General features: G+C 62.6%; 21 protein-coding genes. 7 read left to right on the top strand and 14 right to left on the bottom strand.

Annotation, left to right across the window (positions count from 1 at the left end):
• Both M1E05_RS16055 and M1E05_RS16050 read left to right on the top strand, forming a co-directional pair.
• The gene (locus tag M1E05_RS16055; RefSeq protein ID WP_461163519.1) at nt 1-708 is read left to right on the top strand and encodes an ABC transporter ATP-binding protein; all 708 of its coding nucleotides are present in this window, start codon (nt 1-3) and stop codon (nt 706-708) included.
• On the top strand, nt 705-1,886 hold the full coding sequence (locus M1E05_RS16050) for an ABC transporter permease (protein WP_461163518.1): 1,182 nt from the start codon (nt 705-707) through the stop codon (nt 1,884-1,886). The genes M1E05_RS16055 and M1E05_RS16050 overlap by 4 nt, the downstream gene beginning before the upstream one ends.
• Before the next feature lie 93 nt (nt 1,887-1,979).
• Here the strand turns inward: M1E05_RS16050 and M1E05_RS16045 are convergent, their stop codons facing one another.
• From M1E05_RS16045 to M1E05_RS16030, 4 genes are all read right to left on the bottom strand, one after another.
• Complete coding sequence (locus tag M1E05_RS16045; RefSeq protein WP_461163517.1) at nt 1,980-2,723, bottom strand: ABC transporter ATP-binding protein; 744 nt, start codon at nt 2,721-2,723, stop codon at nt 1,980-1,982.
• A 2-nt stretch (nt 2,724-2,725) separates the two neighbouring features.
• Nucleotides 2,726-4,120 carry an ABC transporter permease gene (locus M1E05_RS16040; RefSeq protein ID WP_461163516.1) on the bottom strand — a complete coding sequence of 465 codons (1,395 nt, stop codon included), beginning with the start codon at nt 4,118-4,120 and terminating at the stop codon, nt 2,726-2,728.
• Between the two features lie 147 nt (nt 4,121-4,267).
• Nucleotides 4,268-5,884: an HNH endonuclease gene (locus tag M1E05_RS16035; protein WP_461163515.1), complete on the bottom strand. Its 1,617-nt coding sequence runs from the start codon at nt 5,882-5,884 to the stop codon at nt 4,268-4,270.
• Nucleotides 5,885-6,026: 142 nt separating this feature from the next.
• A complete protein-coding gene (locus M1E05_RS16030) occupies nt 6,027-7,073 on the bottom strand; it encodes a LacI family DNA-binding transcriptional regulator (protein ID WP_461163514.1) in 1,047 nt (348 codons plus the stop codon).
• 31 nt (nt 7,074-7,104) lie between these two features.
• Here M1E05_RS16030 and M1E05_RS16025 point away from each other — a divergent pair, with 31 nt between their 5' ends.
• Both M1E05_RS16025 and M1E05_RS16020 read left to right on the top strand, forming a co-directional pair.
• Nucleotides 7,105-8,364: an MFS transporter gene (locus tag M1E05_RS16025; RefSeq protein ID WP_461163513.1), complete on the top strand. Its 1,260-nt coding sequence runs from the start codon at nt 7,105-7,107 to the stop codon at nt 8,362-8,364.
• Nucleotides 8,361-8,831, top strand: a complete 471-nt coding sequence (locus tag M1E05_RS16020) for a GNAT family N-acetyltransferase (RefSeq protein ID WP_461163512.1) — start codon at nt 8,361-8,363, stop codon at nt 8,829-8,831. Before M1E05_RS16025 ends, M1E05_RS16020 begins: the two co-directional genes overlap by 4 nt.
• 104 nt (nt 8,832-8,935) lie before the next feature.
• Here the strand turns inward: M1E05_RS16020 and M1E05_RS16015 are convergent, their stop codons facing one another.
• The 4 genes from M1E05_RS16015 to M1E05_RS16000 form a co-directional block, all read right to left on the bottom strand.
• Nucleotides 8,936-10,033 carry a substrate-binding domain-containing protein gene (locus tag M1E05_RS16015; protein ID WP_461163511.1) on the bottom strand — a complete coding sequence of 366 codons (1,098 nt, stop codon included), beginning with the start codon at nt 10,031-10,033 and terminating at the stop codon, nt 8,936-8,938.
• Nucleotides 10,034-10,082: 49 nt separating this feature from the next.
• Complete coding sequence (gene mmsB, locus M1E05_RS16010) at nt 10,083-11,363, bottom strand: multiple monosaccharide ABC transporter permease (RefSeq protein ID WP_461163510.1); 1,281 nt, start codon at nt 11,361-11,363, stop codon at nt 10,083-10,085.
• Between the two features lie 45 nt (nt 11,364-11,408).
• Nucleotides 11,409-12,986, bottom strand: a complete 1,578-nt coding sequence (gene mmsA, locus M1E05_RS16005; protein ID WP_461163509.1) for a multiple monosaccharide ABC transporter ATP-binding protein — start codon at nt 12,984-12,986, stop codon at nt 11,409-11,411.
• Nucleotides 12,987-13,117: 131 nt separating this feature from the next.
• Nucleotides 13,118-14,308, bottom strand: a complete 1,191-nt coding sequence (locus M1E05_RS16000; RefSeq protein WP_458113568.1) for an ROK family transcriptional regulator — start codon at nt 14,306-14,308, stop codon at nt 13,118-13,120.
• Between the two features lie 207 nt (nt 14,309-14,515).
• On the opposite strand from M1E05_RS16000, the gene M1E05_RS15995 reads away from it, so the two are divergent.
• Nucleotides 14,516-15,310, top strand: coding sequence for a carbon-nitrogen hydrolase family protein (locus tag M1E05_RS15995; RefSeq protein ID WP_458114436.1), 795 nt, complete (start codon nt 14,516-14,518; stop codon nt 15,308-15,310).
• 11 nt (nt 15,311-15,321) lie between these two features.
• On the opposite strand, the gene M1E05_RS15990 is transcribed toward M1E05_RS15995, so the two are convergent.
• On the bottom strand, nt 15,322-16,938 hold the full coding sequence (locus tag M1E05_RS15990) for a PucR family transcriptional regulator (RefSeq protein ID WP_461163508.1): 1,617 nt from the start codon (nt 16,936-16,938) through the stop codon (nt 15,322-15,324).
• Nucleotides 16,928-18,142 carry an alanine racemase gene (gene alr, locus M1E05_RS15985; protein WP_461163507.1) on the bottom strand — a complete coding sequence of 405 codons (1,215 nt, stop codon included), beginning with the start codon at nt 18,140-18,142 and terminating at the stop codon, nt 16,928-16,930. The genes M1E05_RS15990 and alr overlap by 11 nt, the downstream gene beginning before the upstream one ends.
• 101 nt (nt 18,143-18,243) lie before the next feature.
• Between alr and M1E05_RS15980 the strand changes: the two genes are divergently transcribed.
• Together M1E05_RS15980 and M1E05_RS15975 are read left to right on the top strand one after the other, a co-directional pair.
• Nucleotides 18,244-19,770: an amino acid permease gene (locus M1E05_RS15980; RefSeq protein WP_461163506.1), complete on the top strand. Its 1,527-nt coding sequence runs from the start codon at nt 18,244-18,246 to the stop codon at nt 19,768-19,770.
• A 50-nt stretch (nt 19,771-19,820) separates the two neighbouring features.
• The gene (locus M1E05_RS15975; RefSeq protein WP_461163505.1) at nt 19,821-21,536 is read left to right on the top strand and encodes a flavin monoamine oxidase family protein; all 1,716 of its coding nucleotides are present in this window, start codon (nt 19,821-19,823) and stop codon (nt 21,534-21,536) included.
• On the opposite strand, the gene M1E05_RS15970 is transcribed toward M1E05_RS15975, so the two are convergent.
• The 4 genes from M1E05_RS15970 to purU all read right to left on the bottom strand — a co-directional run bounded on the left by M1E05_RS15970 (nt 21,504) and on the right by purU (nt 24,773).
• The gene (locus M1E05_RS15970) at nt 21,504-22,460 is read right to left on the bottom strand and encodes a DUF817 domain-containing protein (protein ID WP_458113573.1); all 957 of its coding nucleotides are present in this window, start codon (nt 22,458-22,460) and stop codon (nt 21,504-21,506) included. The genes M1E05_RS15975 and M1E05_RS15970 overlap by 33 nt on opposite strands.
• On the bottom strand, nt 22,453-23,280 hold the full coding sequence (locus tag M1E05_RS15965; RefSeq protein WP_458113574.1) for an oxygenase MpaB family protein: 828 nt from the start codon (nt 23,278-23,280) through the stop codon (nt 22,453-22,455). Before M1E05_RS15965 ends, M1E05_RS15970 begins: the two co-directional genes overlap by 8 nt.
• 63 nt (nt 23,281-23,343) lie before the next feature.
• Nucleotides 23,344-23,868, bottom strand: a complete 525-nt coding sequence (locus M1E05_RS15960; RefSeq protein WP_458113575.1) for a gamma carbonic anhydrase family protein — start codon at nt 23,866-23,868, stop codon at nt 23,344-23,346.
• Between the two features lie 44 nt (nt 23,869-23,912).
• A complete protein-coding gene (gene purU / locus M1E05_RS15955; RefSeq protein WP_458113576.1) occupies nt 23,913-24,773 on the bottom strand; it encodes a formyltetrahydrofolate deformylase in 861 nt (286 codons plus the stop codon).
• Nucleotides 24,774-24,898 lie beyond the last annotated feature (125 nt).

Genomic DNA, 24,898 nt, shown 5'->3' with positions numbered 1-24,898 from the left:
GTGGAGGAACTCGTCTCCCTGCGCGGAGTAACGCGGACAGTTCTCTTGCCGGACGACCAGGAGCTCCACATTTTGCGTGGTGTGGACCTGACCGTGCACAGCGGTGACCACACCGCCGTCGTCGGGCGTTCCGGTTGCGGAAAGTCCACGCTGCTGAACCTCCTCGGACTGCTGGACACGCCGACAAGCGGGGAACTTCGGTTTCAGGGGACTCCGGTGGAGCAGATCCGCGGCAACGCCAGGGCGAGGCTCCGCGGGTCCTCCGTAGGCTTCGTCTTCCAGCAGTTCAACCTCTTGCCTGGGCGCAGCGCCTTGGACAACGTGATTACACCACTCCTGTATGCCGGCCCGTCCCACTTCTGGAAGCGCCGGGGACTGGCCATGGACATGCTGGACAGGGTTGGCCTGGCCGGCCGGGCAGAGACGTTTCCCAACATGCTCTCGGGCGGGGAACAGCAGCGCGTTGCGATCGCACGGGCGCTGGTCCGCGGACCACGGCTGATTCTCGCCGACGAACCGACCGGAGCGCTCGACGTCGACACGGGCCAGGCTGTGATGGCCCTTCTCGATACAGTGGCCACCGAATCGGGAGCTGCGCTGGTGACCATCACGCACGACGTCAATGTGGCTGCCCTTGCGCGTGCCAGCTACCGGCTCGACTCCGGTGTGTTGACGCCGACCGAGGTTCCCGTGGGAGTGCCCGCATGACCGGGGTTGTGTCCGCCCTCGTTGAAGCGTGGCAGGAGTTGCGCATCAACAAAACCCGTATTCTGCTCGCACTCATTGGCGTGGCTTTGTCCGTAGGGGCACTCACCTCGGTGGTAGGGGTGGGCGACGTTGCACGTGAAGGGCTCAAGGCAAGCTCGGAGCGCAACGGCGGCCGGTCTGCCACATTGGGCATGAGCGTTTTTGGACCTACGATGCCGGATCCCGTCAAACTCGAGGAAGCGTACAAGGGCATAATCCAGCGCTATGGGGTGGAGTATTACACCCACGTCGGCCACACTCAGCACGGCTTCCAGTTTCCGTATGGAGTGCAGCAAGTCCAGATGCAGCTGGTGGATCCTGGGTATGGAGTCATACACCGCGTGGACGTGAGTGCCGGATCCTGGTTCGCCGCCAACGACGAAGAGCGCCTTGCTCCAGCCGTAGTGGTGTCAGAGGCTTTCTACAACGCGGCCGGCCGCCCCAGCCTGATTACTCACCCGAAGGTTGCACTTGCCGGCGATCCAAAAACCACAGCCGTCATGATCGGCGTAGTCGCGGACCAGCATCCCCAGGCTCCGCCTCAGGCCTTCATGCTGATGGGTGCTGCGGAACGGGCTGGAATTGCAACCGACGGCGGGCAATTCAAACTCTGGGTGCAGGACGCTCAGGCCGGACCCCTCAAGGCTGCCATCACCTCCGATCTCCAGCAGCAGTTTCCAGGCATGCAGATTCACGTAGACCGTATGGACTACGCCAGCTACGGAGATCCCTTCGCCGTGGCCCAACTTGCCATTGGTGGGGTGGCAGGCCTCGTGCTGCTGTTGGGCGCCGTCGGCATGCTGAACATCTCGATGGTCACTGTGCGGTACCGGGTGCGGGAAATCGGCATCCGGCGCAGCTTCGGCGCAACGTCCCGGCGGATCTTCCTCGGGGTCATGATGGAATCGGTAGTGGCGACGGCTGTGGCCGGCGTGATCGGTGTGATGATCGGCGTCGCCATTGTGAAAAACCCGTGGATCGAGTCCAAGATTGCGCCCGGGCTCACCGAATATCCGCCCTTTCCCATTGAGGCGGCGATGCTCGGCCTGGGTGCGGCGGTGCTGGTCGGGGCGCTCGCGGGTGCCATACCGGCAACGGTTGCGGTACGGGTCAAGGTCATCGACGCCATACGTTTCTAAGGACGAGGTTGGGGCTGCGGTCCGGAGAAAACCCCGGGCCGCCGCCCATCTTTTCCGGCGACCATGCTCAGCCGAATCCTGCCCCCTGGTCCCTTAGCCCACGGTTGCCGTTGCCGCCACCGCCTTTGGGTCGGCGGCAGCCATGCCCTGAGCCTGTTTGGGTGCCGTTTCCTCCGTCAGCCGACCCTGCTGAAGCCGGAAACGCCTGTCGGTCTTGTTGGCCAGGGAACGGTCATGGGTGACTACCAGGATTGTGGTGTTGTGCTCCCGCCTTAGCGAGCTCAGGAGCTCAATGATGTGCCCGCCGGTCTGCTCGTCAAGGTTGCCGGTGGGCTCATCCGCGAGGATCAGTTTCGGCTCATTGGCCAAGGCCCGGGCGATGGCAACGCGCTGTTGTTCTCCGCCCGAGAGGCGGTTGATCCGGCGATCGTGCCTGTCCACGTCCAGCTGCACCTGTTCCAGCAACTCCTTAGCCCGCTTCGTCCGCACGGAACGGCGGACTCCCGCAAACTCCATCGGCAGCGTCACATTGTCCAACGCCGTGAGGTTGGGGATCAGGTTGAACTGCTGGAAAACAAAGCCGATGTCCCGCCGTCGGTATTCCGTCAGTTTGCCGTCCGGCATGCCTGCCAGGCTGACGCCGTTCACGACGACGTCTCCGCTGGTGGGTTTGTCCAGCGCCCCTAGCAGGGACAACAGTGTGCTCTTGCCGCTTCCGCTCTTGCCAACGATGGACGCGAGTGTTCCCTCGGCGAGTTCGAAGCTGACGTTGTTGACGGGTTTAATGGTGCGTTCGCCGCTCTGGAACGTGCGGACCAGGTTCTTGACTTCGATCATGGCTACTCTCCTCGGAGGATTTCGATAGGACGGATGCGGGCGGTAAGCAAGGCCGGGACCAAGGCCCCGATGATGGCCACACTGAACACAGCGGCGATGCCGGCGGCTATTACTCCGGGTGATGCGCTTGCCGTGACGGAGGTCAGGAATTGGTTGGCACCACCGAGCGGGCCTCCACCAGCGAATCCGCCCGCGGCGCCACGAAGTGGAGGCGCCGCTGTTGTGGTTGTGCTCGAGCCGATGAGGGCGGTAGCAATGCTGCCGCTGGCAAAGGAGGCGACGGCGGCGCCCACCGCGCTGCCCAAGGTCACCAACACCAGAGCCTCGAGGACAAACTGCAGCCCGATGGTCCTGTTCGGTGCGCCTATGGCTTTGAGTACTCCGATTTCCTTGCGGCGTTCACGGACCAGCATGACCATGATTAGCAGGATGATGAGGCCGGCGGTACCGAGGGCGGCGACGAAGGCCATGAATGAAATGTTCTTGACGCTGTCCAGCGAGCTGACGGCTGTCTGCAGATTCTGGCTCTGGGTTACGTCTGCTTTGTCCGCGCCGAGCGCTGCCTGGAGGACGGTCTTCGCGGCGTCAACGTTCTCCATGCTGTTGACGGTGACGATCATGGTGCTGAGCTCGCCGGGCAGCGCGGCCAGCGTCTGGGCCTGGGGGAGCGTGAGGTAGAGGGCATTGTTGCCGAAGGCCGTCCCGGCGTCGAAGAGTCCTGCGACGGTGAAGGTTTGATCGTTGATGGTAAAAGTGGAGCCCACCTTTAGGCTGTTTTTTTCCGCCAGCGTGGTCCCGAGCAGGGCGCTGGTAGAGGCGGTGTTGTAATCGCCGAGCCCTGTTCCTTCGGTTATCTGCAGCGCCTTCCCGGTGCTGTCCACCTCCGCTCCGATTCCTGTAGCCGTAATGGGCAAGGCGAACGTGCGTGGAGGCTGATTTCCGGTTGTTCCGGTCTCTTGGTTCCGGTTGCCGAGCGTCCCGGCGTCAACTGCCGGGGTGAGGCTCGTGGTCATTGTTGTTGTGGCTTGGCCCCCGAGGCCTCCGCCTGGCCCGCCAGTCTGGCCTGTAGCCGCTTGAGCTGCCACCTCTGCGGCGTTTCGAAGCCGGAGGGCCATTGTGCCCACAACGTCAGTCACATTGGGAACTGCGGCGGCGGTGGCCGCCTGCTCCACGGTCAAAGGTTCCCCGCCTCCTTCAAAACCCTGACCACCGGCGGGGTTGACGGTCAGGACAGTGCCGACGGAGGCGTTCAACTCCGTGACCTTCGCGGCAACCGCCTGGTTAGCTACCAGCATGGCAAGGGCCAGACCGATTGCCACAGCAAGGACAGCAACGACGGCGGCTGTCCTGATCTTGTTTCTAAAGGCATTGCCTACACTTCGGGCAAGGACGCTCACAGTACTCCTCGAAAATTTGGGCCGGCCGAAGGCCTGGCATCTGGTCCAAGACTTCTCCGAACGGCTGTGTGAGGCACCGGGAGAAGCTATGGATTGCCTGTGAGGAGGGAGACGGTCATCTGGACAGGGGGTGGTTTCCCGGGTGCCCTATGCGGCAGCAGGTTCCTTGTTGCGGGCGCGCTTCCGCGTCTTGGCGCGGTGGAGGAGATCGCGTCGTTGCCGGTGGGCCGCGCGTTGGGGAGCAGCGCGTTGGGGAGCACCGGGTAACGCTGTCCCCGGGAGTGGTGTGCCGGGGAGGGGTGGGGCGGTGGAGTGGTAGGTGTGGCCGGTGGGGGTGTGGAGTTCGGTGGTGTGTCGTGGGCCGGGGTGGGTGTGGGTGGTCCAGCCGGGGGTTTCTTTGGTGTGGTTGCAGGCTTCGCAGAGGCCTTGGCCGTTGGTTGTGGTGGTGGTGCCGTTTTGGTGCCAGGGGATGATGTGGTCCACGTGGCGGATGGGTGCGTCGCAGTAGGGGGTGCGGCAGGTGTGGTCGCGGGTCTGGATGAAGCGGCGGAGCCTGGGTGGGAAGAGCCGGGCGCGGGAGTCCATGGCGATGAGGTCGCCGGTGTCGGGGGCGGTGTAGAGCCGGCGGAGCCAGACGTTCAGGGGCTTGTTTGTGTTGGGGCCGGTGTCGGGAGTGGCCTCGAGAGCCTGTCCGGGGTCCGTGGGGTTGAGCGCGTTGTTCGTGGAGTTGAGAGCGTTTTGGCTGGGCCCCGTGTGCCCGGGGTCCGTGGGCTGCAGGTGTGTGGGGTGGATGGTGGTGCGGGCCCAGTGGGCGGGGACGATGCCGTAGCCGGGCAGGCGTGCGGGTTCGCTGTGGCCTTGGAGGAGGGTGCGGTCGGTCATGACGAGTTGGATTTCGATGCCGGTGATCCCGCCGGGGGTTCCGGTGATCCGTTCGACGAGGGTGTCGGCCATGATCTGCCCGCGGGACCGGGTATCCGGGCCGGTCTCCCCGCCGGTGCCGGTGTTGGTGGTGGTGAGGGTGTCGGCGTGGCGGGTGAGGGCGGCGTGGACGGCGACGCCTGCGGTGACGGGGAGCAGGGCGGTGAGGTAGGTCATGGTGTCCGGGGCCGGGCGGAGGCTGACGTGCCGGTCGGTGTGGGCGTTCGCGGCGCGGGTGACCAGGGAGCGGGGATCGATCCGGTAGGCGGCGGTGCGGGCCGCGGCGATGAGGGCCCGGTCCCCGAGCCCGGAGAGCGCTCCGGTGTCTGCGGCGAGTTCTTCATCGACCGCGCACCTGTCCTGGGCGGTAAGGCAGGCTGTTTCCCTGGCCAGGAGGGTGGCGCGCCATTCGTTGAGCTGTCCGGTCTGCAGGGCGGTGAGGGTGTGGGGCATTTCGGTGGCGAGGGCTTTGGCCAGGCCGAGGAGCCGGCCGCCGCGGGCGGGGGACTCGCGCCGGGCCAGGGCGATCTGCGCGGCCACGCCCTTGCCCAGTTCGGCAGCAGGCACCCCGGCCTCCCGCTGGGTGCGGCGCTGGTCGGCGTCGAACGCCACGGCGATGCGGGCCTGCAGCGCTGCCGCGGCGGACTTCAGGTCCTCCAGGTCCCGCAACTGCCCAATGAGCCCGGCACCGTCACCGCAGGGACGAATCCCCGCCAAGGCCGACAGCACATCGCCCACAGACACGACGCCCACAGACGCGACACTCACATGCGCGTGCCCCGCAGACCTGCCGCGGCTGCCCGCCAAAGCCGGTACCGCCGCCGACCCCTGCATATCCCCCATGAAAAGAGTCTTTCAGCGACCACTGACAATAAAGGCCCATTTTCGGCGCTGTATCTCGTGCAGGATGTGATCCGGCACCAGACCTGCACGCTCCATTGCTGGAAGCAACTTCACTTCGAGATGTAGTGAGAATTCGTGGCGGTTAGCGCGTGGTTCGCCCGGCAAGCAGGCGCCAGGGTTGCGACTGGAATATGCGGTTGCCGGTAATGACGGACTCAGCGCAGGCAGCTCCCTGTTGACGGAGATCCTGCTCTATTGTCGTGAGGCCCCGTTCCTGCCCACTGGCGGACGCATCCCAGCCGGTTACGGCAAGGTCCGCTGGAATCTGGATGCCGGCTTGGGTAGCGGCATCGAGGACTCCTCGGGCCTGCTCATCACTCATTGTGAGGATCAGATCCGGTCGGTCGCCGCTGCTGAGCAGCCTTTCGGCGGCACGAACTGACTCGGTGGCGCTGTTGGTCGAACATACTGCAATGGGGATTCGGCTCCAGTGGAACCCAGCGGCGGTGATGGCGTCCTGGAATCCAAGCAGCCGGTTCCGGGTCACAGGGAAGGTGGCTTCTGCGGGGTGCAGCCCCAGAGTGAGCGCTTCAGCCCTTAGTTTCGAAAACGGAAAGCTCACGATGGCCGGGCGGTTGCTTTGACGGAGCCCCTCCTCGGCGACAGCCCGTGCCGCCGCCCGATCGTCGATACCTATCAGGCTGAATTCGCTTCTCAGCGGCCCGCCGTGGATGCTGACCGGGCGGCCTGTCATAGCTAAGGCGTCAAGGACCGGGTCATCATCCGTAGTCGTCCACACCACAAAGCCGTCGGCGGCCGCCGCTCGGATGCGCTGAGCGTCTTCAGTCGTACCGTTGGTGGGAAGGATGGTCATGGCTAGTCCGTGCCGGGCGCAAACATCGGCTATCCCGGCAAGGAATCGTGTTGCCTGGGAATCGTCGAATGCGTAGGGAAGGCTCTCTCCCAAGACCACTCCGAGCGCCCCGCTGGTTCCCCGACGCAAGGATCTTGCGCTGGGGTCCGGTCCGGGATAGCCCAACAATTCCGCAGCGGCCAAAACTTTTTCCCGGGATGCAGCAGACACTCGCGATGGAGTGTTGTAAGTGTATGAAGCCGTCATCACGGAGACCCCTGCTGTGCGGGCCACCTCACTGAGCGTGACCCGGGAGCCCGAAGGGGAAGATGGCATAAACCCAGCATACTTGTGTATCGTTACACAAATGAATCGCTTATCCATGTCTGCTGCTCCAAACCTGCCTCTGGCCTCCTATACGTCGTTCACAGCATTTGGCATTTTTTGGGGCACTTGGGGCGCGTCGATTCCGGGCCTTAGAACACAGACTGGCATTTCCGACGGCCAGCTGGGGATGGCTCTGTTGTTCATTGGTGCCGGGGCACTGCCCGCCATGCTGCTGGTCGGCCGGGTGGTTGATCGGCTGGGGGTCCGCCTCACAGCCGCGGCGGCCCTTACTGCCCAAGGCGTTTCAGGACTGGTCATCGCACTGGGTGCGATGGACTTCACTACCCTATGTCTTGGCCTGCTCCTTGTAGGTGCGGCCAGCGGCGCGGCCGACGTCGCAATCAACGCCGCGGCCGGGGCTGCGGAGCAGGCAGCAGCAAGGCCGGTAATTACGCGATCCCACGGCATGTTTTCCGCCTTCGTGGTCGTCTCCAGCCTTGGCACCGGTCTGTCAGCCACGCTTGGTGCAACTGTCGTATTCTCCTTCACCGTGGTTGGTGTGGCGTCGGTTCTTGTCGGTCTGTTTCTTCTGCGCGCATTTCCTGTCCAGACTCCACCCGGTGCCGATCCAGGGGTGAGGGAAGAGGGAACTGAATCGAGAGACCGCGACAGTAACAGCGCCAGACCTGCTGTGGCCGTGCTACCCGTCCTCCTCCTCGGAACTCTCGGCGCCTTGGCCTTCGCGGGCGAAAATGCCCATCAGAGCTGGTCAGCTGTGTTCTTTGAAGACGAGCTGCGAACCGGTCCCGGATTGAGTTCCACGGCCCCTGCTGTTTTCGCGACCGTGGTCGCTATCACCCGTTTCAGTGCCGGAGCCGTGAAAGCAACCCAGGCGCGCGGCATGTTGATCCTTGGCGCGGTCGGCGCCAGCCTCGGCGCGGCAATTCTGGCCATTGCGACAACGACCAGCACCGCCTGGATCGGGCTGGCGGTCTCCGCTGCAGGCACGGCCGTTCTGTATCCGACGCTGTTGGGAATGCTATCCTGCTCCATCCGTGAGGAAGCCCGAGGCAGGGCCACATCCCTCCTCGCCACCGTGTCCTACTTAGGGTTTCTCCTTGGTCCGGTCTATGTTGGCCTATGGTCCGAAGCCGCCGGCCTTCGTGGAGCGATGCTGGCCGTAGCTGGACTTTGCGCGGCCTTGCTCGCATTGACCCCGGTCCTCCTACCGATCTGCCAGCGCCTCTCGCAGAAAGCCAGGAAGAAAGTGCAAAGCGACATCCCTATGCTGGAACAATGACGATCACTCTCCGCCGCTATGAGTCCCGGGACGCGGCAGCGACCCAGGACATCTTCTATCGGGCCGTTCATGTGACTGCTTCCTCAAGCTATTCACCTGAGCAGATTGCGGTGTGGGCTCCTGAGGATATCGACGTGGAGTCTTGGGGGCGCAAGCAGACCACACGCAATGGTGTTGTCGCTGAAGTGGACGGTGAAGTTGCGGGTTTTAGTGATGTTGACGCGCAGGGATACATCGACATGATGTTCGTGGCGCCGGAACATGGCCGGACGGGTGTGGGAACAGCTCTGATGTCTTCGATTTTTGTTGAAGCCTCCAGACGAGGGGCCAATAGCCTCAGCACCAACGCCAGTGAAGCTGCCAAAAAGTTCTTTGAGAAGCAGGGATTTACGGTTGGTGAACATCGCCGGATCCTCCGTGACGGAGTCATCCTGACCAACTACGCCATGAGCCGGCAACTCTCCTAGCCCCTAGCCAGTCTTAAAGAGTCGCTCGTCTTAGAGAAAGGAGCCCCGGCCCCCTTAGCGAACTAGGGAAGCCAGGGCTCCGGTGCTACTTGCCTAAAGGCGAACTACTTGGTGATGGGTCCGAGAACCGGATCGTCAGTGTAGGCCGTCTTGACATTGGCGGCGGTCACAATGACCGGCTCCAGCAGGTAGGCCGGGACCACCTTGACCTTGTTGTCGTAGGACTTGTCGTCGTTGATCTCAGGAGTCTTGCCTGCCTGAATGTCCTTCACCATGGTGATGGCATGCTCAACGAGCTTGCGGGTGTCCTTGTTGATGGTGGAGTACTGCTCACCCGCCATGATGGACTTGACAGACTCAACTTCCGAATCCTGCCCAGTAATGACAGGGATCGGTTGTCCCGCGGCCTTGACGGAAGTCAGGACAGCGCGGGCAAGGGTGTCATTCGGGGACAGTACGCCATCGAGTGTCGCATTGCTGTAGCTTCCGGTCAGCAGGGTATCGGCCCGCTTCTGGGCGTTTTCTGCCTCCCAGCCCTGGGTGACAGCCTGCTCGAAGGAGGTCTGCCCGGAGAGCACCTTCAGCGTGCCGTCGTCGATCTTGGGCTTCAGGACGCTCATGGCGCCGTTGAAGAAGACAGCCGCGTTGGCGTCATCAGGTGAGCCTGCGAACAGTTCGATGTTGTATGGGCCTGAGGGCTTCTTGGCCTTCAAACCGTCCAGCAGCGCCTGCCCCTGGAGCTCGCCCACCTTGAAGTTGTCGTAGGCCACGTAGTAGTCCACGTTCTCAGTGTTCAGCAGCAGGCGGTCATAGGCGATGACGGTAGCCCCGGCATCCTTGGCCTGCTTGAGCTGGGTACCCAGCTGGGCGCCGTCGATTGCGCCAACGATGATGACCTTGGCACCCTTGGTGATCATCGCGCTGATCTGGTTCTGCTGTTCGGAAACGCCACCGTTGGCGAACTGAACGTCCGGCTTGAAACCGGCGCTCGAAAGACCGTCGTTGAACAGCTTCTCCGCGAGGACCCAGTTTTCGCTGGTTTTCTGGGGAAGCGCGACGCCGATGGGGGAGTCCTTGGGGAACGCCTCACCTCCGGCGGTTCCTCCGGTGGTGGGAGTTTCGGCGCGGCCGCAGGCTGTCAGCGCCAGTGCCGCAATGGCAGCGATTGCTGCTGCCTTTCCTGCTTTACCAATCAGTTGCATTTCTTGATTCACTTTCTATAGGGGTAGCGAGAAGTGCTTTGCAGCCCGTTCAGGCTTCTTTGGAAATGACCTCTTTGGTAGAGGTGGTCTCGTCCGGTTGCAGTGGGGTGCTGGGGCCGCCAGGTCGGCTGAAGTTCCTGGTCAGCAGGCCGATAATGGATGGCCTGCCCTGAGTCTTGTTGTAGACGTCGAAGGCCACAGCGATAAGCAACACCATGCCTTTGATGATCTGGGTGAGGTCGGCGCCGACACCCAACAGCTGAAGACCGTTGTTCAGGACGGCCATCACAAGGCCACCCACGATCGAGCCGATTACCGTCCCCACGCCACCCGTCACAGCGGCACCGCCGATAAAGACTGCAGCGATGGCGTCCAGTTCCCAGCCCACGCCGTCGAACGGGCCGGAGGCTGTGGAGCGCCCCACGAAGATCATGCCTGCCAGCCCGGCCAGGACTGACATGTTCATCATGACCAGGAAGTTGACCTTCTTGGACTGCACACCCGAAAGTTCTGCTGCGTGCCTGTTTCCGCCAACCGCGTAAACGTGCCTGCCAATGATGGTCTTGGAGGAGATGAAGCCGTAAATCAGGACAAGCACGGCCAGAATGAGGCCAGGGATGGGGAACGAGGTGCCTGGACGCCCGGTTGCAAACAGGTACGTCGCATAGAGAATCGCGCCACAGATGAGGACCAGTTTCAGGACTGTGACCCACATTTCGGGAACCTCGGCACCAAGTGCCTTCGCACGGTTGCGGGAGCGGATAGCCCCGACAACCACGAAGGCGGCGGCCACGAGGCCAAGCAGCAGTGTCAGGTTGTTATAGCCGGTGTTCGGTCCCACCTCCGGTAGATAGCCTGAGCCGAGGTACTGGAAGTCGGCGGGAACAGGGATGGTGTTGGACTTGCCGACGAACTGGTTGAAGCCGCGGAAGAGCAGCATGCCAGCCAAGGTCACAATGAACGCCGGAATACCCACATAGGCGGTCCAGAACCCTTGCCAGGCACCGATCACCACGCCGAGGCCCAGGCCGAGCAGTACACCAAGGTACCAGGGGATGCCCCAATCACGGATGGCCAAAGCAACAGTGACGCCAACGAAGGCAGCAACCGATCCAACCGAAAGATCGATGTGCCCGGCGATAATCACCAGCACCATGCCTATGGCAAGGATCAGGATGTAGGAGTTGCCGTTGAAGAGGTTGATGACGTTGCCCGGGGTAAGCGTTCTGCCCTCTGTGGCAATCTGGAAGAAAATGATCAGGGCAACCAAGGCGAAGATCATGCCGAATTGACGGGTGTTTCCGCCAAATAGCTTCTTGAGCGGGTTCATGGTTTCAGTCCTCGTATCTGGAAGGATCTGGAGTGTTCCAGAGGGTCAGGCGGTCTTACGGGCGGAAGTCATCAGTTTCATGAGGCTCTCCTGGCTGGCTTCCTCTTTGTTCAGGACACCGGTGATGGAGCCTTCGAAGATGGTGTAGATGCGGTCAGAGAGCCCTAGGAGCTCAGGCAACTCTGAGGAAATGACGATGACGCCCTTTCCCTGGTTGGCCAGCTGTTGGATGATGCCGTAAATCTCGTACTTGGCCCCAACGTCGATGCCGCGGGTGGGTTCGTCGAGAATCAGCAGGTCCGGATCAGTAAACATCCACTTGGCGAGCACCACCTTCTGCTGGTTGCCACCGGAGAGCTTGGCCACTCCTTCCTGAACGGAAGGCGTTTTGGTCCGGAGGGACTTCCGGTACTGCTCGGCGACGGCGAATTCCTTATCGGTGTCCACCACGCTGTTTTTGCTGATTGCCTTCAGGTTGGCCGAGACGGTGGTGGTCTTGATGTCATCCAGCAGGTTCAGTCCGAGGCTCTTGCGGTCCTCGGTGACATAGCCCAGCCCGGCGTCGATGGCCTGGCGGACGCTGCGTAGATGGATTTCCTTGCCGTCCTTATAGACGTGCCCGGAAATGAACCTGCCATAAGAGCGGCCAAAGACCGAGCGCGCCAACTCTGTGCGCCCCGCCCCCATCAGACCGGCGAAGCCGACGATCTCGCCACGCCGCACGAAGAAGCTGGAGTTCTTGCAGACCAAGCGGTCCTGGATCTGGGGGTGACCCACTGTCCAGTTCTTGACCTCGAAGAAAACCTCACCGATCTTGGGCTCATGATCCGGGAACCGCGATTCGAGGGTCCGGCCTACCATTCCCTTGATGATGCGGTCCTCGTCCACGCCGTCGGCCTTCACGTTCAGCGTCTCGATCGACTTGCCATCGCGGATGATGGTGATGGAATCGGCGATCTGCTCGATCTCGTTCAGCTTGTGGGAAATGATGATGGACGTGATTCCCTTGCCCTTCAGGCCCAGGATCAGGTCCAGGAGGTGCTGGGAATCCGATTCATTCAGCGCCGCGGTGGGCTCGTCGAGGATCAGGATCTTGACCGACTTGTTCAGGGCCTTGGCAATTTCCACGAGCTGCTGTTTGCCGACGCCGATCTCCTTGATGGGAGTATCGGGATCCTCGCGGAGCCCCACCCGCGCCAACAGTTCCGTGGAACGGATGCGGGCTTCCGCCCAGTCGATCACGCCGCGTTTGGTGGGTTCGTTGCCCAGGAAGATGTTCTCCATGATGGAGAGTTCCGGGATCAGGGCGAGCTCCTGGTGGATGATCACGATGCCGGCGTGCTCGCTGGCCCGGATGTCCTTGAAATGCTGGACCTCGTTTTGGTAAACGATGTCGCCGCTGTAGCTGCCGTAGGGGTAGACACCGGACAGGACTTTCATCAAAGTCGATTTGCCGGCACCGTTCTCGCCGCAGATAGCGTGGATCTCGCCGGCCTTCACACGGAGGTTCACATCGGCCAATGCTTTAACGCCGGGGAACTCCTTGGTGATGGAGCGCATCTCGAGGATTGTCGGTTCGTTGTCTGTGCTGAGGGATTCACCTTGCGTATCCAGGGACGTCATTTGCCCTTACGCCTCCAATGCATTGACTTCGTTGTCCGCCCAGCAAATCGCAGGGCCGTCTGATGAGAAAGTAAACTGGATCGCTGCCCTTGTCGTCAAGTAGTTAACGCAACAGGCCGATAACAAAAACGTTACTCCCTTCTGATTCCCGAGTGTTGGAATACCAAAGCCGCAGCTCCAAGCGCTTCTGCCCGGTTGCCCAGGGAGGACATGGTCAAGGTGGTGGTTTCGCCAATGACGGGTACTGCGTGCCGGACCAGCCCACGCCTGATGGGGTCAAGGAGCAGGGCGCCCAGTCCAGCCAGCGGACCGCCCACAACGATGACTTCGGGGTTGATCAGGTTGGCCACATTGCCCAAGGCTCGGCCCACAGCCAGGCCCGCATCATCGACTACCCGAAGGGTTGCCGAGTCCCGCGCCAGTGCCTTCCGGACGATGTCCTCCGGGGCCAGGGGCTTCTCCTCACCCCTGCTGAGGAGCTCGATCATGGTGGTGGTGGAAGCGATGGTTTCCAGGCATCCGCGGTTGCCGCAGCGGCAGATCAGCCCGTGTTCGTGAATGGTGGCGTGGCCGATTTCTCCGGTGATCCCAACGTTGCCGTAATAGGGGGCACCGTTGAGGATCAGCCCGGCGCCGATACCGGATCCGATTTTCATGAACATGAGGTTGCTGATTCCGCTATGAGGCCCCCACGTCACCTCGGACAGAGCGCCGAGATTGGCGTCGTTGTCAACAAAGACGGGGAAATTGAGGGCTTCTTCCAGACTGTGAAGGATATTGATCCCGACCCATTCTGGCAGGATGGCGCCCTGCGCCACGGTGCCCGTCCGGCGGTCGATAGGGCCGGGTATGCCGACGCCGGCACCCACCACTGCGCGGCGCTCCACGCCGCCTTCCTCGAGGAGTTTTCCCAGCAGTTCAACTGCTGTGCGGATGCCTTCCTCAGCACTGTGGCCCAGCGGCAGGAGTACCGTTTCCTCGGCAATGATGTGGTACCCGAGCGAGGCCAGGACGACCCGCAGGTGCCTGCGTCCGAAGTCGATTCCGACCGCCACAGCGCCATTGCTGTTGAGGCGAACATTCAGGGCCCGGCGCCCTGAACTGGTGGTCGGCTCGGTGGACGCCAGACCGGCGTCGAGCATGATCCTGACGATGTTGGAAACCGTGGCAGTGGAGAGCCCGGTCTGACGCGCGAGGTCAGCCTGGGTCGACGGACCATTCAGAAGGCACTGGATGATCCGCTGTTGGTTCAGATGTCTCAGAGCCGACTGTGAACCAGGGTTTTGGGGTCTGCTCTTCGTCGAGCGCGGTGTGCCGGGCATAAAATGAAGCGTGCACCATCACGGCCCTTGCAGTCAAGAAGTTAACGCAAACATCGAAGCCTGCGGTCAAGAACTCGTGGACAAACTGCCCACCTAGACGGCCGCACGGGTCCAAATGCACGCCCTTGGATGGCGGAAGCGTCGCTAGTCTGAAGAGGGAGATCCGACGAGGGAGCGGATCCACACAGGGAAAGTGGAGTGGTGCTGGTGCTGTTGGCCGTGATGCAGGCGAACTCGGTGGTGCTGGATGTTGACGCGAACTGCCGCACACTGGATGAGGTTGCGGGAAAAGCTGCTGCCGCCGGTGCCGACCTGCTGCTGACCTCCGAGCTCTTTCCGGTCGGCTACGCGCCCCTTAGGGTGCGGAACGAGCTTGATCCGGAGAGACTTCCCGCCATTCGGCGAATGCTCTCCGAAACAGCCCGGAAGCAGGGGATTGCGCTCGTCTACAGCCTGCCCGCGGTAACTGACGAGGGCCATTGGCGCATAGCTGCCACCCTCGTTGATGATCAGGGGAACGAGCTAATCAGCTATGAAAAGGTGCATTTGTTCGGAGCCGAGGAGCGCGAGGCATTCACCTCTGCAGAGGCGCCTCCCGGCGTCGTCGATTTCCTTGGCATTCCAACGTCGCTGTTGATCTGCTACGACGTCGAGTTCCCGGAGCCGGTACGCGCGGCGGCGGTCCGGGGCGCCGAACTGCTCTTGGTCCCTACGGCTTTGTCCGAAGGGTTCGACTCCGTACCCCAGGTTCTGCTGCGCGCCAGGGCCCTCGAAAGCCAGCTGACGGTGGCCTACGCCAACCACAGCGGCGTGGAAGACGGCTGCACATTCCTTGGCGGCAGCGTGGTGGCAGGTCCGGATGGCGCCCTGCTGGCCGCTGCTGGCTCAGACGACGAATTGCTGTTTGCCACCGTTGATCCGGGGGCAGCAAAGGCCGCCCGGTCTGCAGTTCCCTACCTTCGGGAGCGCAGGCCTGACCTTTACCGCTCCTGGGAGGGATGAGCCACAGAGGACTAGGCGGAAACCTCCGGCAGGCCGGGAACTTCGTGGGCATACTGGAGTGCGAACCAGAGTTCCGCACGTACGCGGGCCTGGTTAAGGTCCATGTCCAACAGCTCGCCCAGGGCGTTGATCTGCCGGCGCACGCTGTTCCGATGCAGGCCCAGGACCTTCGCTGTGGCATCCCAACTCCCGTTTTCGCCCAGCCACGCGCGCAGGACTGAAAGCTGTGTGGTGCGGCGCTCGGCGTCCTGATTGAGGATCGGCTCCAACAGCCGGGCGGCAAGCATCGTCCCGGCGTCGCGCCCCAAAAGTCCTTCAACTGACCAGCTGACCTCGTCCACCCTGGCGCTCCTGCCTGTGGTTTTGACCCGGGGACGAAGCGAGGTCACACGCTGATGGGCGGCAGCAAGGCCGGTCAATTCGGTGGCATCTCCGATAGCCAGACGCCAACCGAGCTTTTCGACGTCGGCCAAAAGGGCGTCGTCCACCTTCAGCCGCGTGATTGCGGTGAAGCCGTAATCGGTGATCTCCACGAGCTTGGTGTCCAGCATCCGCCGCCACTGCAGGAGCTCCCTGACAGGACTGTCGCCCGCAGGCCAGGAGGGGGAATCCCTCTTGATAGCCTGCTCGGTCTTGATCCCCTGAACCACGCGGAGAGATGCCGAGCGCGAGGAGCCTGTGCTTTGCGCCAGCAGGTCCCTCATGGCGTTTACGTGCCGGGTTCCCCCGGTTGCCAGGCTGTCCGGATGCAGCAGCAGCGCCGTCGCCAGCTGGCTTGGCGCCAGGGAACCGCTGGTCCGCTGGCGCACCAGAAGTTCCAGGAGGCCGACGGCGGATGACACCACACTGTTCTGCGCTGGCGTCAGGGGCTTGTCGCTGCCCAGGACCAGGCCGCCCAGATTGGCATCCCGCGTGCTGCGCAAGGGGTGTCCGAATACCTGGGAGGAGCCGGGGGAGTCCAGGGTATCCGTTTCCACCCGGGGTCCGCTCCCGGAAAGAAGGCGGCCCAGCAGTGGCTGCAGCTTGGCCAGCTCCGGGACTGCACCCGCACGTGCCCTGGCCCTTCCGTCAGCACCCACCAGAAGAGCCCACACGGGGACCCGCTGCACAAGGGCGGCGAGGAGTTCGTGCTCCGGCCGGGCGGAAAGCACGGCTCTCATCAGTTGCCTGTTGGTGTCCGCCAATTCCCGCAGCAGCCTGGCCTTATCTGATTCCAGCAGCTGGGAGAATTCAAGGCCCAGGGCCGCGAACGGCACCGTGTGCGGGATCTCCACAAGGGTCAGGTTGTGGCGGATGCAAGCCTGAACCACGGCGTCCGGAACCGCCTTGAAATAGGGTTCCAGGCCGAAGCCAAGGGCGGTCACGCTGGCCTGAACGAGCCTCGCCACATAGGCATCCACCTTCTCTGCGGCACCGCCTTCGCCCACGAAGGGTAGGCCGGAGGTGAGGAGGAACTCGCCATCGAGCAGATAGGGCGTTGGGTCCTCCAGCTCGCTTGGCTCAACCCACCGCAGCGTCCTGGTGCGGTTGCCGCCGTCGTGCAGGGTGCTTAACTCCGGCGGCAACTGCGCCAGGAACTGTTCGAGCGTAACAGCGGTCAGCCCTTCGGTTCCGGCGTCAGGCGACATTGGGGGCGCCTCTGTGGAGTTCCTCGTAATCAGGGCACTCGTAAGCACGCGGCAGACGGGGTGCTATCCGGTTGATGATCTCATCGCCATGGCTGCCGATTGCAGCTCCCCAGTCATCAGCGCTCGCGGCCCCGGTGCCTGGATCTCCAAATAGCACAGCCGTGTCACCAACGCAGACACCGCCCGTTTCGGGGCCCAGATCCACCATGAACTGGTCCATGCAGACCTTCCCGATCACAGGAACGCGGCGCCCACCCAACTGCACCACGCTGCGACCCGAAATGCCCTTGGGAATGCCGTCGGCGTAGCCCAACGGGATCAGGCCAAGATACCGGGGTTCGTGTGTGATGGCCTGGTGTTCATAACTGATCCCTGTGCCGGCGGGCACCTTCTTCACCAGTACCACCGGTGCCGTAACGGTCAAGGCGGGGCGAAGCCCGAAGGCTGCGGGGTCGAGATGGTCAGCCGGGGCCAATCCGTAGATAGCCAGGCCCGCCCGGACCATGTCGAAGGCGAACTCCGGGCGGTCCAGGATGTTCGCTGAACTGGAAACGTGGCACAGTTCGGGTTCAAGTCCTGCTGTCCGTGCTTGCTGCACTGCGTCCTCGAAAGCGGCCACGGCTGCGGCATTTCCGGGGTGGGCAGGAACATCGGCCCAGGCCAGGTGCGTCCATACCCCGCGCACCATGAGGGTCCCCTCGAGCTCGGCCACGCGGGCAGCAGCCACCAGTTCCGGCCAGTCCTCGGCGCGCGCACCGCCACGGCTTAGCCCGCTGTCCAGTTCGAGGTGCACCGCCACCCGCTGCTTTGCCAGACGGGCAACCCCGGCCAGCACGTCGAGCTGGGCAACGCTGCCCACTGACATGTCGACGTCGTGTTCGGCGGCTTCCCGGATGACCTCGCTGGAGGCTGAAGCCAGGTACAACCAGGACAACACCGGCGCGGTGATACCGTCCTTGCGAAGGGTGATCGCTTCTGTGAGCTGCGCGGTTCCGAGCCAGTCGGCGCCGGCGGAAACTGCCGTTCTGGCGACGTCCACCAGCCCGTGCCCGTACGCGTTTCCCTTCACAACCGCCATGAAATGCCGTGCAGGTGAAAGCTCCCGGAGCCTACGGACGTTGCTTGCAATTGCCGAGAGGTCTACGCTGACCTGCCCTGAAAACACCGCGCCTGCAGTGCTTGCGTTCTGTGCATTTTGTCTCATGGCAGATCACTATAGGTCATTTTGCACAACTGTGAGAGGTGGCTCACATGCCAAGCTTGGTCGAGGGAAATTGGCTCACTACTCACGAACGGACGTCAACGATGACTCTGCCAACCATCACCGGACAGAAGCCCGCCGCCGCACCGGAAGGGGGTGGGCAGCGCACCGGGCTGACGGCGCAGCTGCTCCGCCGAAAGCCGATCGGTCAGATGCTTAGCGAGGCGGAAGGCAGTCAGGACGCTCCCAGGCTGGTCCGCAGCTTTGGCGTGCTGCAGCTGACCATGATCAGTGTGGGAGCCACCCTCGGAACCGGGATCCTGGTGATCCTCGGCGAATCCGTACCGCTGGCCGGTCCGGCGATCTGGATCTCCTTCGCCATCGCCGGACTCGCTGCGCTGCTGTCCGCCGTTTCCTACGCCGAGATGGCCGGCCTCGTGCCCGTCGCGGGCTCCAGCTACTCCTACAGCTACGCCACCATGGGCGAGGGCATGGCGTGGATCTGCGGCTGGTGCCTTGTCCTGGAATATGCGGTTTCTGTCGCTGCAGTAGCCGTCGGGGCGGGACAATACGTAAACGAAACCCTCGCTGTCTTCGGTAACGTCCTTCCGGATGCGATCTCACAGCCGCCGGGTGAAGGCGGGATGATGAACATCCCGGCCATGGTGATCGTGGTGCTTGCCATGCTGTTGCTGGTGCGTGGCGCCAAGGAGAGCGCGTGGATCAACACCGCGATCGTTGTCGTCAAGGTAGGCATCCTTGTCTTCTTCTGCGCAGTTGCTTTCACGGCCTTCAACGCCGGCAACTTCGAACCTCTCCTGCCGATGGGGGCAGCCGGTGTTTCCGCCGCCGCTTCCAGCGTATTCTTCTCCTACATCGGTTTTGACGCCGCTTCCACCGCGGGCGAGGAAGCGCGGAACCCGAAGCGCGACCTGCCGAGGGCCATCATGCTGTCCATGGTCATCGTCACCACCATCTATGTCCTCGTTGCCGTGGCTGCGATCGGTGCCAGGCCCTGGGGCTGGTTCGACGGCACTGATGCCGCCCTGGTCCGCATCCTTGAGGAAACCACCGGCCAGCCGTGGATCGCGCTCGTCTTTTCGGTGGGTGCAGTCCTGGCCATCGCCTCCATTGTGCTCACCGTCCTCTATGGACAGACCCGCATCCTGCTCTCGATGTCGCGCGATGGTCTGGTTCCGAGGATCTTTGGCCGTGTTTCCCGCCGGACAGGAACGCCGGTGGCCGGAACGCTCATCGTGGGCATCGCCGTCGCCCTCACAGCAGGGCTCGTGCCGCTCGGGGCCCTCGCGGACGCCACCAGCATCGGAACCCTCTTTGCCTTTGCCCTGGTCAACGTCGCCGTCATCTACCTGCGGCGCACCCGGCCCGAACTGGAGCGGACCTTCCGTGTTCCGCTGTTTCCGCTGACGCCCATCCTCGGCGCGGCCATGTGCGGTTACCTCATGCTCAACCTCGGCGCCGATACCTGGGTGGTCTTCGGACTATGGATGCTCGTGGGCATCGCCGCATACTTCAGCTACGGCCGCCGCAACTCACGGGTAGCCGCACTGAGCCAGGAGGAATACGGTGAACTAACACGTCACCGGTCCTCCGAATATCAGTCCTCGTGATTACCTCCGTATCTCCAGTCCAATCCTGAACTGACAAAGGCATACCTCCCATGACCACCGCCACTGAATTGCCGGCTTCCGATCCTTCAAGCACCCTGGACACTCCGGGCCCCATCACCATGCTGAACCCGGATTTCCCGTTCAGTTACGACCACTATCTGGCCCACCCCAATGGCCTCGGCTCGGTGCCGCCGGAGTTGTATGGAACAGAAGTGGCCATCATCGGCGCCGGGCTTTCGGGACTTGTCACGGCCTATGAACTGATGAAACTTGGGTTGCGCCCGGTGGTGTACGAGGCCGACCAGATCGGTGGGCGGCTGCGGACGGCCAACTTCCCGTCGGCCCCTGAGGTGGTGGCGGACCTGGGTGGCATGCGCTTCCCTGTTTCCGGCAAGGCGTTCTACCACTACGTGGACCTGCTTGGGCTGCAGACGCAAGATTTTCCCAACCCGCTTGCCCCCGGCACCTCCAGTACGGTGATTGAGCTCGCGGGGGAGAAGCACTATGCCACCACTTCAGCGGACCTGCCGCCGTTCTTCCGTGAAGTGGCGGAGGCCTGGAAGCATGCAGTGAACGACGGCGCCCGGTTCAGTGAGATGCAGCAGGCCATTCGTGCGCGGGACACCGCCCGGATCAAGGAAATCTGGAACGATCTGCTCCCGGAGCTTGATGAACAGACGTTCTACGGGTTTATTGCGGAAAGCAAATCCTTCAAGGACGCGGGTTTTGCGCACAGGGAAGCGTTCGGCCAGGTGGGTTTCGGGACCGGCGGCTGGGACACCGACTTCCCTAATTCCATTCTGGAAATCCTGCGGGTTGTTTATACCGACGCCGACGATCAGCACCGCATGATAAGCGGCGGCGCGCAGCGGCTGCCGGAGGCACTGTGGAAGCATGCGCCGTCGGGCATGGCCCACTGGCCCGAAGGCACTTCCCTTTCCTCACTGCATTCCGGATCGCCCCGCGGCGCTGTTGACAGGATCGTCCGTGCAAACAATGGCGATCTCCCGTCCGGTAATTTCCTGGTCCGGGAACGCTGGGGCCGCGAAGCTGCCTACCCGGCTGTCGTCACCACCTGCCAGTCCTGGTTGCTGTCCACCAGGATCCATACCGAGGAGGCGCTGTTTCCCGCCCAGCTGTGGACAGCAATTGAACGCTCCCACTACATGCAGTCGTCCAAGACTTTCGTGATGGTGGACAGGCCGTTCTGGAAGGACATCGATCCGGGCACGGGACGGGAAGTTCTCTCGATGACCCTAACGGACCGGCTGAACCGGGCCACTTACCTGCTCGACGACGGTCCCGACAAGCCTGCTGTCATTCTCCTGTCCTATACGTGGAATGATGACGCCCTCAAGTGGCTGGCCCTGGATGCGGACCAGCGTGTGGAACTCATGCTGCATTCGCTGCAGCAGATCTATCCCGGTGTGGATATCGCCAGCCACATCATCGGACAGCCCATCACTGTTTCCTGGGAAGCCGATCCCAACTTCATGGGAGCTTTCAAGGCGAATCTGCCCGGGCATTACCGCTACCAGCAGCGGCTTTTCTCGCATTTCAAGCAGGACAAACTCCCGGAGCACCAGCGGGGGATCTTCCTGGCCGGGGACGACGTCTCGTTTACTGCTGGCTGGGCGGAAGGCGCAGTCACCACAGGATTGAACGCCGTCTGGGGAGTGGTTAACCATCTGGGCGGGCAGTCCGCTCCGGAAAATCCGGGACCGGGTGAATTGCTAGAGGACCTGGGTCCGATCGCCCTCGACTGAACTCCCGATGGATGGCTGACCAGCGCCTGTTTCTTCTTCTGTTCCTTCGGCGGGCTCGGGGTCGGGTGGATAAGGCTTGTAGACCCAGGCGACGAGCACCACCGAGATGATCATCAGGAGGAACCAGGAGACCAGCTTGTCGAGCGACACGAGGTGCCAGCCGTTCACCTGGCTTGGATACAGCCACGCATTGGACCAGGTGGCGATGTTCTCGGCGATCCAGATGAACAGGCTAACCAGCAGAAACGATAGGACCAACGGCATCCTGAAGTGCCTGCGGAACACCCGGAAGCGCATCATGCACCGGCCGAAGATGACAGCAATTGAGGCGAGCAAAATCCACCGGGCATCCGCAAGATAGTGATGGGAGAAGAAATTCACATAGATGGCGCTGGCCAGGACAGCCGTGATCCAGCGCTTGGGATAGCGGGAAAATCGCAGGTCAAAGATGCGGTAAACGCGCACCATGTAGGAGCCCACGGCCGCATACATGAAACCGCTGAAGAGCGGAACGGCTCCGAGGCGGAGAAGACCGTCGGCCTCATAGGACCAGGACCCAACACTCGTTTTGAAGAGCTCCATGCCCGTTCCCACTACGTGGAACAGCAAGATCACCCGCAACTCGCGGAGGGTTTCAAGCCTGGTGACGACCATCAGGACCTGGATGGCTATGGCGGCCAACGTCAGGAAGTCGTTCCTGGCCAGTAGCGCACTGTCCGGATACCAGAGGCGCACCGCCAGGATGACGGCGAGGAGCAGTGCGCCAAAAACACACGCCCAGGCCTGTTTCAGTCCAAAGACTCCGAACTCGACCAGCCCCGAACGTAGGCCCCATGGAGTTACCTTGTCCAGGTACTGGTGAGCCCGTTGATGCAGGAACTGTTCGGTGGAAGTACCGTCGCCTCCGGCAGCAGGCTCAGGCATCTGCCCGGCGTAGATCGGCTGACGGTACGATTGAGCGGGGTGGGTGAGCCACGCTGTCGATTTGGCCCAGATAGTAATCCCTCGGCCAATGCCTGACCCGCTGCGGCAGAAGCGGATTGACCACCGCCAGCAGGCGCACGATCCTTTCGAAGCGCCGACGCCGTCCCTTATTCCAAGGCAGCCTGAAATCCTCCCGAAGCGAGTCAGGCAGGAGGCCAGCGGTCAGGAGCCGGGCCAGGGGCATGGTGAGCCGCAGCCACACCGGTACAGCCGACGGATACAGCAGGTCCCGCGCCACCCGAACAGCAACTTCGTCCACCTTCATGTTGGTAAGGCTTCGGTTCCAGTACTCACGGAACGCTGACCGGTTAGCCGGCCACATCTCGTCCGGGAGCTGCAGGGCTGTCCCGATTTTCGCGTACTCGCGGTAAACGGCATCGGCGGAATCGTCGTCGAGCGGGCCATGGATGCGTTCGTAAACAGTCACCGCTGTGTCGTAAAGGGTGGCCACCACCCAAAGCTGGGACTCGGCGTCGAAAGCGTTGTAGCCCTTGGAATTGGCGCCAGCCTGGCGGCGGACCGGCGCGTGGGCACGGTTGACGCTTCGTCGCATGGCGGCCAGTTGCTCCGGTGAGCCATAGATCACGGCATAGACATAACTCATGGTGGTACGCAGCCGGTCAAGCGGCCGTTCCATGAAATTGCTGTGCTCAGCCACGGCGTGGCCGATCGAGGGATTGGCAATCTGCAGCAGGATGGCACGCCCTGCCCCGGCCAGCAGGACGCCCTCGGCCCCAATATCGGCGAGTCTACGAACCATTCAGACACCATACCCGAGGGCGGCGGAATGGTGTCCCGTCAGCTAGCGTCGAGTGAGCCAGCTTTAGAGCCCGGATTGTTCCTGGCGGTGGGCACGGGCAAGCTCCACGTACCGCTCGGCGTTGCGCCGGACGCCGTCGAACTCTTCCTCGCTCAGTTCCCGCCGTACCTTCGCGGGCACGCCGGCAACGAGCGAACGCGGCGGAATTACCGTCCCCTCCAGGACGACGGCGCCTGCGCCCACGAGAGAACCGCCGCCGATCACTGCCCCATTCAGGATGGTTGCGCTCATCCCGATAAGGCAGTCATCCTCAACGGTGCAGCCGTGGACGACGGCGCTGTGCCCGACGCTGACGCCCGCCCCGACAGTGCAGGGGAAGCCCGGATCCGCGTGCAGCACCACGTTGTCCTGGAGGTTGCTTCCCGCTCCGACGGTGATCGCGGCGGTGTCGGCCCTTACTGAGACCCCGAAGAATGCACTGGCATTTTCAGCAAGCGATGCCCTGCCGATGATCGAAGCCGTGGGGGCCACAAAAACTGAGTCGTGGACGTCCGGGGTGTTGCCGTCAAAGGTGTAGAGGGGAGCCATGGGTACAGCCTAGAGGACGCCTCTCCAGTGCCGGTCAACGACCGTCAGTTGAAGACAACAGTCCTGTTGCCGTCCAGCAGCACACGGTGTTCGGCATGCCACTGCACAGCCTGCGCGAGTGTGCGGCCTTCCACGTCCCGGCCCATCTGCACGAACTGCTCGGCGGTCTGGCGGTGGTCCACGCGGATGACCTCCTGCTCAATAATGGGTCCCTCATCCAGGGCAGCAGTGACGTAGTGGGCGGTGGCGCCAATCAGTTTCACGCCGCGGGCATGGGCCTGGTGATACGGTTTCGCACCCTTGAAGGAGGGCAGGAACGAGTGATGGATATTGATCGCCTTGCCTGTGAGTTCGGTGCACAAGGAGTCTGAAAGGACCTGCATGTAGCGGGCAAGTACCGTGAGCTCGACGTCGTTCGCAGCCATGATGGCCCGCAATGCATCCTCGGCGTCCACCTTGGTTTCAGGGGTGACGGGGATGTGATGGAACGGGATTCCGTAGAAGTCAGCAAGGCCCTCGAGGTCCCGGTGGTTGGAGACGATGGCGGGGATCTCAATCGGCAACGTTCCGGAGCGCTGCAGGAACAGCAGGTCATTGAGGCAGTGCGCAGACTTGCTGGCCATCAGCAGCGTCCGAACCTTGCGTCCGGCCGGGTTGAGCGTCCACTGCATGTCAAAAGCCCGGGCAACGGGATCCAACGATGTGTGCAGCTCTGCCTGGGAGGCGGTGGTGGTGGCCTCCACCCGCATGAAGAACGTTCCGGTCGCCTGGCTTCCGTATTGCTGCGAGTCCTTAATGTTGCATCCGGCCAGCAGGAGAGCGCCGGCGACGGCATGCACAATCCCGGGACGGTCCGGGCAGGAGAGGGTTACAACGTACGAGTCGTTCAGCAGGTCTTCAGTCACGGAGACCAGCCTACCTGCGCGGGCATGGCTCCTGTTGTACGCTTAACCGGTCGCAACTGGCGTTGGGTGGCTAACCACCAGGGAGCGGCACTCACGAAGACCACGGATCGTACGCCTGGGCCGAG

Source organism: Arthrobacter sp. R4-81 (genome assembly GCF_054792365.1).
The sequence above is the reverse complement of the archived record's forward strand: the minus strand, read 5'-3'. Positions and strand labels throughout refer to the sequence as shown.